The sequence below is a fragment of the Sphaerisporangium fuscum genome, from assembly GCF_018531465.1.
Lineage (GTDB): Bacteria > Actinomycetota > Actinomycetes > Streptosporangiales > Streptosporangiaceae > Sphaerisporangium > Sphaerisporangium fuscum.
Genome location: NZ_JAHDTF010000041.1, coordinates 15,759 through 28,449, shown reverse-complemented (window position 1 = coordinate 28,449; position 12,691 = coordinate 15,759). Strand labels below are relative to the sequence as shown.

The following is a 12,691-nucleotide window of genomic DNA, read 5'->3' as shown; positions in this document are numbered from 1 at the left end:
GGGTCGCCTCCGGGCTTCCCTTTCTCCTCGACTGCGAGTCGTCTGCCATCAGCCGTGCACACGACCTTCGTCAAATCCCGCCTCCCGTAGTCGAGACACCCCCATCAAACATCTCCCGATTCCACGCGGCGGGAAAGAGCAACCGGCGCAGACTCGCCTTACCCTCCCCGTCCACCCTCGGCCAAGATCCACCCTCACCGCCATCTCCGCCCGGGACGGGGGCCGGGCCGGCGAGACGTGGTGCGGAGAAGCAGACGCCGATCCAGGGCGGGCGCCGGGCGTGGTGGTTCTCCTCGAAACCGCTACGCTTGCCGTCATGCGTCGTGTGCTGATCGTTTCTCCGCCGGTCGCCCGCTAAGCGGGCGGTCTCTCTCCATTGATCCGGGCCTGAGCGGTCCGGTGGGTGGTTGCTGCCCGCGTACGGGCCCTGTTCGCGACCACTTCCTTGGAGAGAAAGTTCATGACGCACGTCTCCACTCGGCGAGGCATGCTGTACGTCACCCTGGCGGCGACCATCTGGGGCACCGGCGGTCCCGCGGCGGCGCTGCTCTACCAGGTCAGCGGCCTCGGGCCGGTGGCCGTCTCGTTCTGGCGCTTCGTGTTCGGCGCCGGGCTCCTGTTCGCCGCCGCCCGTGTCCTGCGGCGGGGCGTGTCCGGACGTCCCCGGTGGACCGGGCTGCTGCTCGTCGGGGCCGGGCTCGCGGTCTCCCAGGCCGCGTACTTCGCGGCGGTGGCCGAGACCGGGGTGGCCATGGCGACGGTGATCACGCTCGGCGCGACCCCCGCGATGGTGGCCCTCGGGGCCCGGCTGCTCCTGGCGGAGCGGCTCGGACGCACGGGGGCGGCGAGCATGGGGCTGGCCCTGGTGGGGCTGCTCCTGCTCCTCGGCGCCCCGTCGGCAGCCTCGACGTCCGGTCTGACCCTGTCGCTGCTGTCGGCGTTCGCCTACGCCGGGGTCACCCTTCACTCGCGCGCGTCGGCGCGGTCGGACGCGCCCGGCGCCCGCGCAGACGCCTATGGGACCGCGATGTGGGGCTTCGTCGTGGGCGGCGTCATGCTGCTCCCGCTCGCGGTCGCGCAGGGGCTGGTGCCGAGCGGTGGGGAGGCGGCGACGGTCGCGCTGCTGGGTTACCTCGGCGCCGTCCCGACCGCTCTGGCCTACAACCTGTTCTTCACCGGCCTCGCCGCCGTCCGGGCGACGACGGCGTCGGTGGTGGCGCTGCTGGAGCCGGCGGGGGCGACGGCGATCGGCGTCCTGGTGCTGGGCGAGCACCTGACGGCCGTGTCGGCCGCGGGCGCGGCCCTGCTGCTGGTCTCGGTGGCCCTGCCCGCCCTCGGCGGGGACGCCTAGCCGGCCGGGCGGCCCGCGAACCGGCAGGGGACGGCGAGAACGGGTAGGGGGATGTTTTCGGTGCGTACGCTGGATGGGACCGTCCGGCCCCGCGACGAGAGGTGGCATGGATGCACGTCGAAGCCCCGCGGCTGAGTCGCCGGCAGGTGAACCTCGTGTTCGTCGGGCTGGTGGTGGCCCTTCTCCTCGCCGCGCTCGACCAGACGATCGTCTCCACGGCTCTGCCGACCATCGTGGGCGATCTGAAGGGTTTGTCGCACATCGGGTGGATCGTCACCGCGTACATCCTGGCCTCGACGATCGGCCTGCCGATCTACGGGAAGCTCGGCGACCTGTTCGGCAGGAAGATCGTGTTCCAGGCCGCGATCGTGATCTTCCTGGTCGGGTCGGTCCTGTGCGGGGCGTCGCGGAACATGCCCGAGCTGATCGCCTTCCGCGCACTTCAGGGGCTCGGCGGCGGTGGGCTGATGATCGGGGTACAGGCCATCGTCGCCGACGTGGTCTCGCCGCGCGAGCGGGGCAGGTACTCCGGCGTCATCGGCGCCGTCTGGGGTCTGGCGTCGGTCATCGGCCCTCTGATCGGCGGTTTCTTCACCGACCACGCGAGCTGGCGCTGGTGCTTCTACGTCAACCTGCCTCTCGGCCTGCTCGCTCTGGCCATCACCGCGATCGTGCTGAAGCTCCCCAAGCCGACCGCGCGCCCGAAGCTCGACGTGCTCGGCACGGCGCTGCTGGCCGGCACCTCGACGTGCGTGGTGCTGGTCGGCAGCTGGGGCGGCACCGAGTACGACTGGGGTTCCCCCGTGATCATCGGCCTGGCGGCGGGGGCGGTGGTCCTCGCCGCCGGATTCGTCCTGGCCGAACGGGCCGCCGAGGAGCCGATCATCCCGCTTCACCTGTTCCGTGAGAACCAGTTCGTGCTCCCCGCGGCGATCTCGGTGTTCGTCGGGGTCGGGATGTTCGCGGCCATCGCCTACCTGCCGACGTTCCTGCAGATGGTGAACGGCGCGAGTGCGACGGAGTCGGGCATGCTGATGCTGCCGATGGTCGCCGGCATGACGATCACCTCGATCGGCTCGGGGCGGGTCATGACCGCGACGGGCCGGTACCGGATCTTCCCGATCGTCGGTCTCGGCCTGCTCGTCGTGGGCCTGGTGCTGCTCTCGCTGATGACCGCCACGTCGTCGATGGTGCTCAACGGGTTCTTCATGTTCGTGACCGGGTTCGGGCTGGGCATGGTGATCCAGACGCTCGTGGTGATCGTGCAGAACTGCGTCGACCACCGGTACGTCGGCGCGGCGACCTCCGCGGTGAACTACTTCCGCCAGACCGGTGCCTCCCTCGGGACGTCGCTGGTCGGGGCCGTCTTCATCCATCGGCTCACCGACACCCTGAAGGCGACCGGCGTCCGGCTGCCCGTGCACGGGGTCAACGCGATCACCCCGCAGCTGGTGCACCACCTGCCGCCGCCGGCGCGGCAGGCGGTCGCCGGGGCGTACGCGCAGGCGCTGCCGCCGATCTTCCTGTACGTCGCCCCGATCGTCGCGGTCGGTTTCGTCCTCACTTTCCTCCTCAGGGAGGTTCCGCTGTCGGACGTGGCCGCCTCGGCACGGCATGATGTACCAGCCCGGAGCGCCTGAGACGATCTAGGTGGCGGGAACGCCGTTACAGTAGGAGGCGTTGGAGGGGACGTGGCCTCGATATCGCGATTCATCAAAAACCTCCTGGATCGCCCAGGAAGCGTGAACATTGCCCCTTTTCAACGCGTGGCCACCCAGGCGGCCGGCCATGAGGAGCGCCTGAAGGCGCTCGACGAGCTTCCCCGGCCGTCCCTGGACGACCTCGCCGGGTTCTGCGCGATCGCCCGCGAGGCCGCGCGGCGCACGCTCGACATGCGCCCGTTCGACGTCCAGCTCGTCGGCGCGCTCGCCCTGCTGTCGGGGAACGTCGCCGAGATGGCCACCGGTGAGGGCAAGACCCTGTCGGGCGCCATCGCCGCCGCCGGGCACGTGCTGCGCGGCAAGCGCGTGCACGTCATCTCGGTCAACGACTACCTCGCGCGGCGCGACGCCGAGTGGATGGGCCCGCTCTACGAGGCCCTCGGCGTCTCGGTCGGCTGGATCAGCCAGTCCTCCACCCCGGAGGAGCGCCGGGAGGCGTACGGCAGGAACGTCCTGTACGCCTCGGTCAGCGAGATCGGCTTCGACCTGCTGCGTGACCGCATGGCCACCTCCCCCGGCGACGTCATCGTCCCCGAGCCCTCCGTCGCGCTGATCGACGAGGCCGACTCGGTCCTGGTGGACGAGGCCCGCGTCCCGCTGGTGCTCGCCGGCGCGGCCGACCCGGGCGTCCACGCGCCCGAGGCCGCCGACCTCGTACGGCGGCTGTCCCGCGGGTACCACTACGAGCTCGACGACCAGGGTCGCAACGTCTTCCTCACCACGAAGGGCACCGACGCCGTCGAGAAGGCCCTGGGCGGCATCAACCTGTACGAGAGCCCCGAGGTGCTCACCCGGGTGAACCTCGCCCTGCACGCCCACGCGCTGCTCACGCGCGACGTCGACTATCTGGTCCGCGACGGCCGGATCCAGCTGGTCAACCAGTCGCGCGGCCGGGTCGCGACCCTCCAGCGCTGGCCGGACGGCCTTCAGGCCGCCGTGGAGGCCAAGGAGGCGCTGCCGGCGAGCCAGACCGGGGAGGTCCTCGACTCGATCACCGTGCAGGGCCTCATCCGCCGTTATCCCGAAATTTGCGGCATGACGGGTACGGCGGTGGCGGTCGAGGAGCAGCTCCGGGAGTTCTACGGGCTGAAGGTCGCCGTCATCCCCTCGAACCAGCCGTGTATCCGGGTCGACGAGCCCGACCGCGTGTACGACACGGTCCCGGCCAAGGAGCGGGCGCTGGTCGAGGAGATCGTCCGCGTGCACGCCACCGGCCGCCCGATCCTCATCGGCACGCTCGACGTCTCGGAGTCCGAACGCCTGGCGGACGACCTGCGCGCCGAGGGCCTCGAGTGCGCCGTGCTCAACGCCAAGAACGACGCCGAGGAGGCCGCGATCATCGCCGGGGCCGGGGTGCGGGGCACGATCACCGTGTCCACCCAGATGGCCGGGCGGGGCACCGACATCCGCCTCGGTGAGGGCGTGGCCGAGCTCGGCGGCCTGTACGTCATCGGCTCGGGCAGGCACGCGAGCAGCCGCCTGGACGACCAGCTCAGAGGCCGCGCGGGCCGCCAGGGCGACCCCGGCGGCTCGGTGTTCCTGGTGAGCCTCGAAGACGCTCTGATCACCCACTACGCCCCGGACGAGGCCCTGCCGAAGGCCGACGACGACGGCGTGGTCCGGCACAAGCGCGCGGCGTACGTCGTCGGGCACGCGCAGCGGGTCGCCGAGGGCTCCAACCTGGAGATCCACCGCAACACCTGGCGTTACACCCGGCTGCTCGAACTGCAGCGGGCCGAGGTCCTCCAGCAGCGCGACAGGGTGCTGCACGGTGACGCCGCCGCCGACGCCCTCGCCCGCGCCTGCCCCGAGCGGTGGAGCGAGCTGGGCGAGCAGGTGGACGAGAGCGTGCTGAAGGAGGCGGCGCGGCAGATCGTCCTGTTCCACCTCGACCGCGGCTGGACCGAGTACCTCGGCTTCATGTCCGACGTCCGCGAGGGCATCCACCTGCGCGCGCTCGGGCACAAGCTCGCCCCCCTCGACGAGTTCCACCGCGAGGGCGTCGCCGCCTACCGCAAGCTGCTGGAGGACGTCGAAAGCCGGTCGGTCGAGACGTTCGAGAACGCCACGATCACCGCCGACGGCCTCACCCCGTCGGACGGCGACCTCAAGCGCCCGAGCGCCACCTGGACGTACCTGGTGCAGGAGAACCCGTTCGGCGACGCCTTCACCCGCGCCCTGAAGAGCCTCACCCCGAAAGGCAGGCGCCGTCAGGAACTCGGCTGAGCACCGCCCGTAGAGGAAGATCAGCGGCGAACAGGTCCGAACTTCTCGGCGACTTCCGGTGTCCAATCCATCGAAGTCGCAACGAGAAGGGGAACCAATGATGAGGAAGATGCTTGTCGCCGCAGCCGCCGTCGCCGGGGTCGCGTTCGCGACGGTGGGAGCCGGGACCGCCGCTTCGGCCGCCGCCGCGCACGCGATCCACCCCTGGGCGGCCATCACCGACTCCCACGGCGACGCGCTGGCGGAGGCCGAGCTCACCGACAAGAACACGATCATCATCTGCGACCGCAGCACCGACCACCGGTACGCGATGGCGAAGGTCCGCTACGGCGGCCACACCTACCAGTACGCGAACTACTACAAGAACCAGGACTGCTTCGAGCAGAAGACGAAGAACTTCTCGCACGGCAAGGTCGAGCTCTGGGCGTGCGTGAGCAAGCCCTACAAGGTCAAGTTCGCGCGCTGCGGGGCCAAGACGACCTTCGTCCGCTGACCGGAGCCCGAGCCGGGCCCGAAGGCTTCGGTTCAGGCGCCGTAGCGGCGTTGCCGGGCGGCGAAGCTGCGCAGGGCGCGGAGGAAGTCGATCTCGCGGAACGCCGGCCAGTAGGCCTCGCAGAAGTACAGCTCGGAGTAGGCGCTCTGCCACAGCAGGAAGTTGGACATCCGCTGCTCACCGCTGGTGCGGATCACCAGGTCCGGGTCGGGGCGGCCGGCGGTGTACAGGTGACGGGCGACGTCCTCCACGGTCAGGCTCGCCGCCAGGTCGGTGAGCGTCTCACCGGCCTCGGCGCGTTCGTACAGCAGCTCGCGGAACGCCTCGATGACCTCCTGGCGGCCCCCGTAACCGATGGCCAGGGTGAGATGGTTGCCGGTCACGCAGTCGCGGGTCTCCTCGACGGCCTTCTTCAGTGCCCGGGCCGTGGTGTCGGGCAGCATGTCGAGCATCCCGGCGATGTGCACCTGCCAGCGGGGCGCGGGCCCGCACAGCCGGTCGGCCGCCATCTGCTCGATCATCTGCATCAGGAAGGCCACCTCGGCGTCCCCGCGCCGCTGGAGGTTCTCGGTGGAGCAGAGGAAGACCGTGATGTGCTTGATCCCCAGGCCCTCGCACCAGGACAGCACGTGGTCGATGTGCTCGGCGCCGTACTTGTGGCCCAGGCTCGGGTTGGCCATGCCCTTCTGCCGGGCCCACCGGCGGTTGCCGTCGACGATCAGCCCGACGTGTTGCGGCAGCGGACCCGCCGTCACCTGCCGGCGGAGGCGGCGGGCGTAGAGGGCGTGAAGCAGGTCGGTCATCTCCACCTTCCAGGGGACACGGGCATGGCCGGCGGGGGCCACGTGCCGACGACTGTACGGCCCGGGCGGGCACGCGCGGGGCCGGTCGGGCCGGTTCAGTCGTCCGGTCTCAGCTCCCGCAGGTCGCGAAGCGTCGTCGCGAACGCGGCGCTCAGCAGGAGCAGGCCCGCTCCGGCCGTGGCGGACAGCGGGTGCGGATGACCGCCGCTCACCGACCAGGTGAGCAGCAGGGCACCCGCCGTCGCGCCCGCGGCGGCCAGGGTGCGGACGCCGGCGCGCAGACGTCGTGGTGGCGGGGGCACCGCGACGTCCGCACCGAGCCCGGCGACGACGCGGCAGGTCTGGAACGCGGCCAGAGGCAGGGCGAGCCACCAGCAGATCAGCAGCGCGGCCCGTAGCGGTGATCCCGCGGAGGCCAGGCCGCCGACGTGCGCGGCGGCCACCACCAGCGCGCCGAGACACATGGGAACGGCCAGCAGGCGGGCCGCCCGGCGCCCCAGTGCGATCACGGCCTCGGCGGTCAGGCGGGGACGGGGCGCCACGAGCGCCAGCCCGAGGAGCATCGTGGCGACGCACGCGTTGACGGCCCGGCCACGGGCGATGCCCGAGGGGCCGTCCAGCTCGGCGGCCGCGTGGGTGAGAAGCCAGCAGGCGGCGGTGACCGTGATCGCCATCACCGCCGCCCGTCCGTGCCGCTGGGCACGGGAGCGGGCCGGCCACACCGCGGGGTGCAGCCACATGTCGGCGATGCCGAGGGCGAGGTTCGGCCACGACTTCCAGCCCGCCTCGCGCGCCTCGCACTCCAGCGCGGCGCCCCAGCGGTCGCGGAACGCCTCGGGGTACAGCCTGACGAGGGCACGGCTGAGCGTCACGCGGGGGTCACCCCCAGGTTCCTGAGGCCGGCCTCCGCGACCCTGGCCATCGAGCGCAGCTCCTGTTCGAGCACCTGGCGGCCCTTGGGGGTCAGGCGCACGGGACGCTGGCGCCCCTGTTCGCCGAGGGACTCGATCAGCTCCTTCGCCTCCAGCCGGGCCAGGGCGCCATACAGGCTCCCGGGCCCGAGGCGCTCCCCGGTCAGCTCCTCGATGGCCGCGTTGATCGCGTATCCGTGCATCGGCCCGTTGGCCAGCACGCAGAGCACCAGCGTCTGAGAATCGTTGGCTTGCAACCCGCTTCCTCCGCTCAAGGCCTCACCTCCGACTGTACTACGTGACGAGTAGTACGAGGCGTGTACCGACCTCCCGGCCCGGCAGATGGCACTTACATAACCTTGCAGGCATATAGCCAGCCAGGTATATTCGCAGCGTGTCCGTGACATTCGACGTGTTGGCCGAGCCCACCCGCAGGCGGATCCTCGATCTGCTGCTGGAACGTCCACGCCCGGTCGGTGAACTCACCGAGCGCCTGGGCCTGACGCAGCCCGGCACATCGAAGCACCTGCGGGTGCTGCGGGAGGCCGGCCTGGTCCGCGTGCGCAGCGAGGCGCAGCGCCGGTGGTACGAGCTGTGCCCCGGGCCGCTCGCCGAGATCGACGAGTGGCTCGCGCCGTACCGGCGGCTGTGGAGCCAGAGCCTGGACGCCCTGGAACGGCACCTGGACGCGGTGCCCGACGAGCACGAAGAGGAGCCAGCATCATGAACGAGAGCCTGACCATGGAGAACGGCCGGGCCGTCCTGCGCATGGAACGCCGGCTGAGGCACGCCCCCGAGAAGGTGTGGCGCGCCGTCACCGAGCCCGCCCAGCTCGGCCGGTGGTTCCCCTTCCAGGTCACCGAGCTGGACCTCCAGGTCGGCGGGAAGGTGACGTTCGACGACGGGCACGGCACCGTCCTGGACGGCGTCGTCGCCGAACTCGACCCGCCGAAGGTCTTCGCGTTCGTCCAGTACGCCCCGGCGGCGATGCCGCGCGAGAGCGACACCCTCCTGCGCTTCGAACTCCGCCCGGAGGGCGGCGGCTGCCTGCTGACGTTCACGCACGTCTTCCACGACCGCCCGGCCGCGGCCAGCTACGCCTCGGGCTGGGAGGTCTGCCTGAACGCGATGGAGTCCGTCCTGGCCGGGGAGCCCGTCCAGTGGCCCGAAGGCGGCTTCCCGCACCTGCACCAGGCGTACGTCGAGGCCTTCGCGCTGGCGGAGGGCTCCGCCGAGCGGGACGGGGAAGGGTGGCGGGTGCGGTTCGAGCGGCAGCTCACCGAGCCCGTCGAGAAGGTCTGGGCCAGGCTGGGCGGTGCCACGGCCACCGCGGGCGCCCCCGCGCCGGACGGGTTCGGCGGCACGGGCGCCGTGACCGCACTCCGGCCGCCCGCCGTCCTGGAGTACGCGCGGGCCGGCGGCCGGGTCCGCTGGGAGCTGTCACGGGGCACGGGGCACGGCGCCCGGCTCGTCCTCACCGAGACCGGCCTGACCGACCCGGCCCCCGCGCTCGCCGCCTGGCGCGACCGCATCGAGGCGCTCGCCCGCGAGATGCTGCCCTGAGCCGCGGGCCCCGCGGACACGCCGGTCGTCCCCTCGGTCTGTGGCGGCGGCGGGCCCTGTGATTGGGTGCTGGGTAACAGGAGCGGCATCAACGAGCACCTCCGCGATCTTTGACGGTGACTGCGCATGAACCCTCATGACTTCCTCGACGTGGACCGCGACCTCTCAGACGAGGAGCGGGCGATCCGCGACGCCGTGCGCGACTACTCGAGCGCCGAGCTACTCCCCCACGTCGCCGACTGGTTCGACGCCGGGACCATTCCCGACCCGCGGAGCCTCGCCCGGGGGCTCGGCAAGCTCGGCGTCTTCGGCATGCACCTGACCGGGTACGGCTGCGCCGGCACCAACGCCGTGAGCTACGGCCTGGCCTGCCGCGAGCTGGAAGCGGTGGACAGCGGCCTGCGCAGCTTCGTCTCGGTACAGGGGTCGCTCGCCATGACCGCCGTCCACCGGTTCGGATCGCAGGAGCAGAAGGACGAGTGGCTGCCGCGCATGGCCACCGGCGAGATGATCGGCTGCTTCGGCCTGACCGAGCCCGACTCCGGAAGCGACCCCGGTTCGATGCGCACCCGGGCCCGCCGCGACGGGAGCGACTGGGTGCTCGACGGCACCAAGATGTGGATCACCAACGGGTCGGTGGCGGACGTCGCGATCGTGTGGGCGGCGACGGACGAGGGCATCCGCGGTTTCCTCGTTCCCACCTCGACCCCCGGTTTCAGCGCCAACGTGATCCACAAGAAGCTGTCACTGCGCGCCTCGATCACCTCGGAGCTGGTCCTGGACGGCGTGCGACTGCCCGCCGACGCGCTCCTGCCGGGCGCCGAAGGGCTCAAGGCCCCGCTGTCCTGTCTCTCGGAGGCGCGGTACGGCATCGTGTGGGGCGTCGCCGGAGCCGCGCGGACCTGTCTGATGGCCTCGATCGACTACGCCAAGCACCGGGTGCAGTTCGACCGGCCGATCGCGGGGTTCCAGCTGACCCAGCGCAAGATCGCCGACATGCTCGTCGACGTCAACCACGCCATGATGACGGCTCTGAAGATCGGGCGGCTCAAGGACGACGGCCTGCTCCACCATTCGCACGTCAGCTTCGGCAAGCTGGCCAACGTGCAGGCGGCCCAGCGGGTGGCCGCGATCGCGCGGAGCATCCACGGGGCCAACGGGATCACGCTGGAGTACCCGGTGATGCGTCACATGGTGAACCTCGAGACCGTCGCGACGTACGAGGGCACCGAGGAGGTCCACGCCCTCACCCTGGGCCGCGCCGTCACCGGCCTGGACGCCTTCCGCTGACCGCCGCCACGACTCGGCCGCGCACCCCGCTCGCCGTCCGTGGTGCGGTGGTACCGGTACGGCCCGCGCCGGGCCGCCGTCCGCCCGCGCTGGCGGGCGGCGGCCCTTCGGAGGCACGGGCCGTACCGGGTCGCCGAGGCGCGCACCGCCCGGTCGCGTCCCGGCGAAACCTCACGGACCCCCGAGCCGCGGGGTCGGCCCCTCGCCGCCCAGCCCCGCCACGAACCACACCGTCTTGCCGCCGTCCTCGGCCGGCAGGACGCCCCAGTCGTCCGCCAGCGCGGCGACGATCAGCAGGCCTCGCCCGTCGGTGGCGCCGAGGTCACCGCTCGTCTCGCACGGCAGCCCGTCACCCGCGTCGAAGACCTCGCCGTACACCCAGCCTCCGTCGCTGCCCAGCCGCAGCGAGAAGGCGGTGCCGCCGTGCCGGATGGCGTTGGTGACGAGTTCGCTGACGATCAGGGAGCAGTCGTCGGCCAGCGTCGCGGTGCCCCACAGGCACAACTCCTGCCGTACGAGGGACCGCGCCGTCTTCACGCTCTCGAGATCGGCAGGCATGATCCATTCCGCGGTCCGCAGGGGAGTTCCTGCGAGCGGGTCGGCGGGAAACGAGGGGTGCGTACGGGAGGCGAGGGACACCTGCTCCTCCTTAATGGGAGCGCTCCCACACCACGTTACGGCAGCCGACCGTCCTCTGTGAACCAGAAGCGACATGATTGTTTCGAGCATCGACCGGAGCGCACGGCCAGACGCGACGCTTTCCCAGCTCAGAGCACCTCACTGGTGGAGGTGGACCATGGGCCTCAGGCCTGAATGCCGGTGAAACCTGCCACTACCCTGGGAGCGCTCCCAGGAGCTTCCCCATCCCCGAACCATCGTGGCCCCCTTCCCACCTGTCCCGCCGCCGAGAGGGGGTCGACACGAAGCCCGATCAGCCGGCGCTCCCCATGAACGCACCCCGGTGGGCGAGGGCGTTCATCGGGAGGGGATCGCCGGGGGATTCGGTCAGCCGCCGCTCTTGCGGCGGAAGGAGCGCTTGCTGGCGGCGGGGCCGTGGGCGCCATGGATCTTGGAGCCGTCCTTGCCGCGGGCGGCGGCGTTCGTCTCGGCCTGGCTGCGGCGCTTGCGCTCCAGGGCCTCGCGGAACTTACGCTTCAGCTCGTCGTCCGGGGACGGGGTTTCGATTTCCGGTTCCTGGGCGTCGGCAGTCATGCGGACCTCCTGCTCTTCGACGGGCGACCACTCAAGCCTCGCACGTGCGCGCGCGTGAACGCCTGCCTGACGGCGGTGTCGTACACCCCGCCCCCGATTCCGTCACGCCGAGATCCGGCGAAGCATCAGGCACATCATCTCATGGCCCGCCCCCTCATTCCCGTCTTTGTCCTGACATCGCCTGACATCGTTGAGTAAGCAGTCGAACACAATTGGTGTCCGAAACGCATATTGCGGCCGTCCATAGCCCTCGGTCAGTCCCACCAGAAGGACCACGCGTGCCTGCCGCGGATCTGCTCGGCGTAGTCGATCAAGGTGCCGGCCCCCTGCACGATGGCGTCCGGGCAGAAGGCCCAGTGCTCGGCGGCGACCTCCAGGGCGTGCTGGGAGGTGACCGGCGGGGCGGCCACGCTGAGCTCCAGGGTGTTGAAGCCCATCCCGACGAGGCGGGCGGCGAAGCGGTCCTCCCAGCTGCGGACGACGGCGGCGAGAGGGACGTTCCACTCGTTGTGGTGCAGCGCCCCCTGCCAGCCCATGACGGCGAGGGCGTCCGCACCGCGGTCCACGGCCGCGAGGCCCACCGGCCGGCCCTGCTCGGCCAGCATGGCGGCGTACCGGTCGGCCAGGGTGTCGGGGTCGGTACGCGGCTCCCCCGGCTCGGCCGGCTCCGGGCAGTGCGGGCCGAACGGGTCGAGGATCTCGAACTGGTCCTCGGAGGCCCGCTCGATCCAGTCCGCCCACACCTCTTCCATGAAGGCGGCGACGTTGTAGTTGTCGATCTCGGCGGCGACGTCCGGGGCGATCTGCCCGACGGACCACGGCTGGACCGATTCCTCCAGCAGCACCGGCCACAGTCCCGAGCGGGCGTGCTCGGCCCTCAGCCGGGCCCAGTAAGCGCCGGATACGGGGTCCTCGCTGAGCCAGAAGGCGGGCCGCCGTCGTTGCGCGGGGAAGCGGACGTAGCTGGGATCGGGCCAGACGACGGCTCCGGCGGGGAGCTCGACCGAGAGGCTCCGCCCGGCACCGCCGTCGTCGAACAACCCGCGCACGGCCGGCGGCAGCTGCGGGCGTCCAGAATCGTCCATCTCAACCGTTCCGGTGCCGATCACACCAATAGGATC

13 protein-coding genes are annotated in these 12,691 nt (G+C 71.3%); 7 read left to right on the top strand and 6 right to left on the bottom strand.

Annotation, left to right across the window (positions count from 1 at the left end; genetic code table 11):
• Positions 1 to 460 precede the first annotated feature (460 nt).
• From KIK05_RS40020 to KIK05_RS40005, 4 genes are all read left to right on the top strand, one after another.
• A complete protein-coding gene (locus KIK05_RS40020) occupies positions 461 to 1,351 on the top strand; it encodes a DMT family transporter (RefSeq protein ID WP_214416109.1) in 891 nt (296 codons plus the stop codon).
• Between the two features lie 110 nt (positions 1,352 to 1,461).
• On the top strand, positions 1,462 to 2,991 hold the full coding sequence (locus KIK05_RS40015; RefSeq protein ID WP_214416108.1) for an MDR family MFS transporter: 1,530 nt from the start codon (positions 1,462 to 1,464) through the stop codon (positions 2,989 to 2,991).
• A gap of 60 nt (positions 2,992 to 3,051) precedes the next feature.
• Positions 3,052 to 5,298, top strand: coding sequence for an accessory Sec system translocase SecA2 (gene secA2 / locus KIK05_RS40010; protein ID WP_214416154.1), 2,247 nt, complete (start codon positions 3,052 to 3,054; stop codon positions 5,296 to 5,298).
• 109 nt (positions 5,299 to 5,407) lie between these two features.
• The gene (locus tag KIK05_RS40005) at positions 5,408 to 5,791 is read left to right on the top strand and encodes a hypothetical protein (protein WP_214416107.1); all 384 of its coding nucleotides are present in this window, start codon (positions 5,408 to 5,410) and stop codon (positions 5,789 to 5,791) included.
• Between the two features lie 32 nt (positions 5,792 to 5,823).
• On the opposite strand, the gene uppS is transcribed toward KIK05_RS40005, so the two are convergent.
• From uppS to KIK05_RS39990, 3 genes are all read right to left on the bottom strand, one after another.
• Positions 5,824 to 6,594, bottom strand: a complete 771-nt coding sequence (uppS, locus tag KIK05_RS40000) for a polyprenyl diphosphate synthase (RefSeq protein ID WP_214416106.1) — start codon at positions 6,592 to 6,594, stop codon at positions 5,824 to 5,826.
• 95 nt (positions 6,595 to 6,689) lie between these two features.
• Positions 6,690 to 7,466 (bottom strand): hypothetical protein, encoded by a 777-nt coding sequence (locus KIK05_RS39995; RefSeq protein ID WP_214416105.1) that lies wholly within the window; start codon positions 7,464 to 7,466, stop codon positions 6,690 to 6,692.
• Entirely contained in the window at positions 7,463 to 7,762 is a 300-nt protein-coding gene (locus KIK05_RS39990) for a PadR family transcriptional regulator (RefSeq protein WP_214416104.1), read from the bottom strand. The genes KIK05_RS39995 and KIK05_RS39990 overlap by 4 nt, the downstream gene beginning before the upstream one ends.
• Positions 7,763 to 7,899: 137 nt before the next feature.
• Here KIK05_RS39990 and KIK05_RS39985 point away from each other — a divergent pair, with 137 nt between their 5' ends.
• From KIK05_RS39985 to KIK05_RS39975, 3 genes are all read left to right on the top strand, one after another.
• A complete protein-coding gene (locus tag KIK05_RS39985) occupies positions 7,900 to 8,232 on the top strand; it encodes an ArsR/SmtB family transcription factor (protein WP_214416103.1) in 333 nt (110 codons plus the stop codon).
• On the top strand, positions 8,229 to 9,068 hold the full coding sequence (locus KIK05_RS39980) for an SRPBCC family protein (protein WP_214416102.1): 840 nt from the start codon (positions 8,229 to 8,231) through the stop codon (positions 9,066 to 9,068). The genes KIK05_RS39985 and KIK05_RS39980 overlap by 4 nt, the downstream gene beginning before the upstream one ends.
• A gap of 126 nt (positions 9,069 to 9,194) precedes the next feature.
• Positions 9,195 to 10,358 (top strand): acyl-CoA dehydrogenase family protein, encoded by a 1,164-nt coding sequence (locus KIK05_RS39975; RefSeq protein WP_214416101.1) that lies wholly within the window; start codon positions 9,195 to 9,197, stop codon positions 10,356 to 10,358.
• 171 nt (positions 10,359 to 10,529) lie between these two features.
• On the opposite strand, the gene KIK05_RS39970 is transcribed toward KIK05_RS39975, so the two are convergent.
• The 3 genes from KIK05_RS39970 to KIK05_RS39960 all read right to left on the bottom strand — a co-directional run bounded on the left by KIK05_RS39970 (position 10,530) and on the right by KIK05_RS39960 (position 12,655).
• Positions 10,530 to 10,916 carry an ATP-binding protein gene (locus KIK05_RS39970; RefSeq protein ID WP_214416100.1) on the bottom strand — a complete coding sequence of 129 codons (387 nt, stop codon included), beginning with the start codon at positions 10,914 to 10,916 and terminating at the stop codon, positions 10,530 to 10,532.
• 447 nt (positions 10,917 to 11,363) lie between these two features.
• Positions 11,364 to 11,570 (bottom strand): DUF5302 domain-containing protein, encoded by a 207-nt coding sequence (locus tag KIK05_RS39965; RefSeq protein WP_214416099.1) that lies wholly within the window; start codon positions 11,568 to 11,570, stop codon positions 11,364 to 11,366.
• 254 nt (positions 11,571 to 11,824) lie between these two features.
• The gene (locus KIK05_RS39960; RefSeq protein WP_214416098.1) at positions 11,825 to 12,655 is read right to left on the bottom strand and encodes a DUF4253 domain-containing protein; all 831 of its coding nucleotides are present in this window, start codon (positions 12,653 to 12,655) and stop codon (positions 11,825 to 11,827) included.
• Between the last annotated feature and the right edge of the window lie 36 nt (positions 12,656 to 12,691).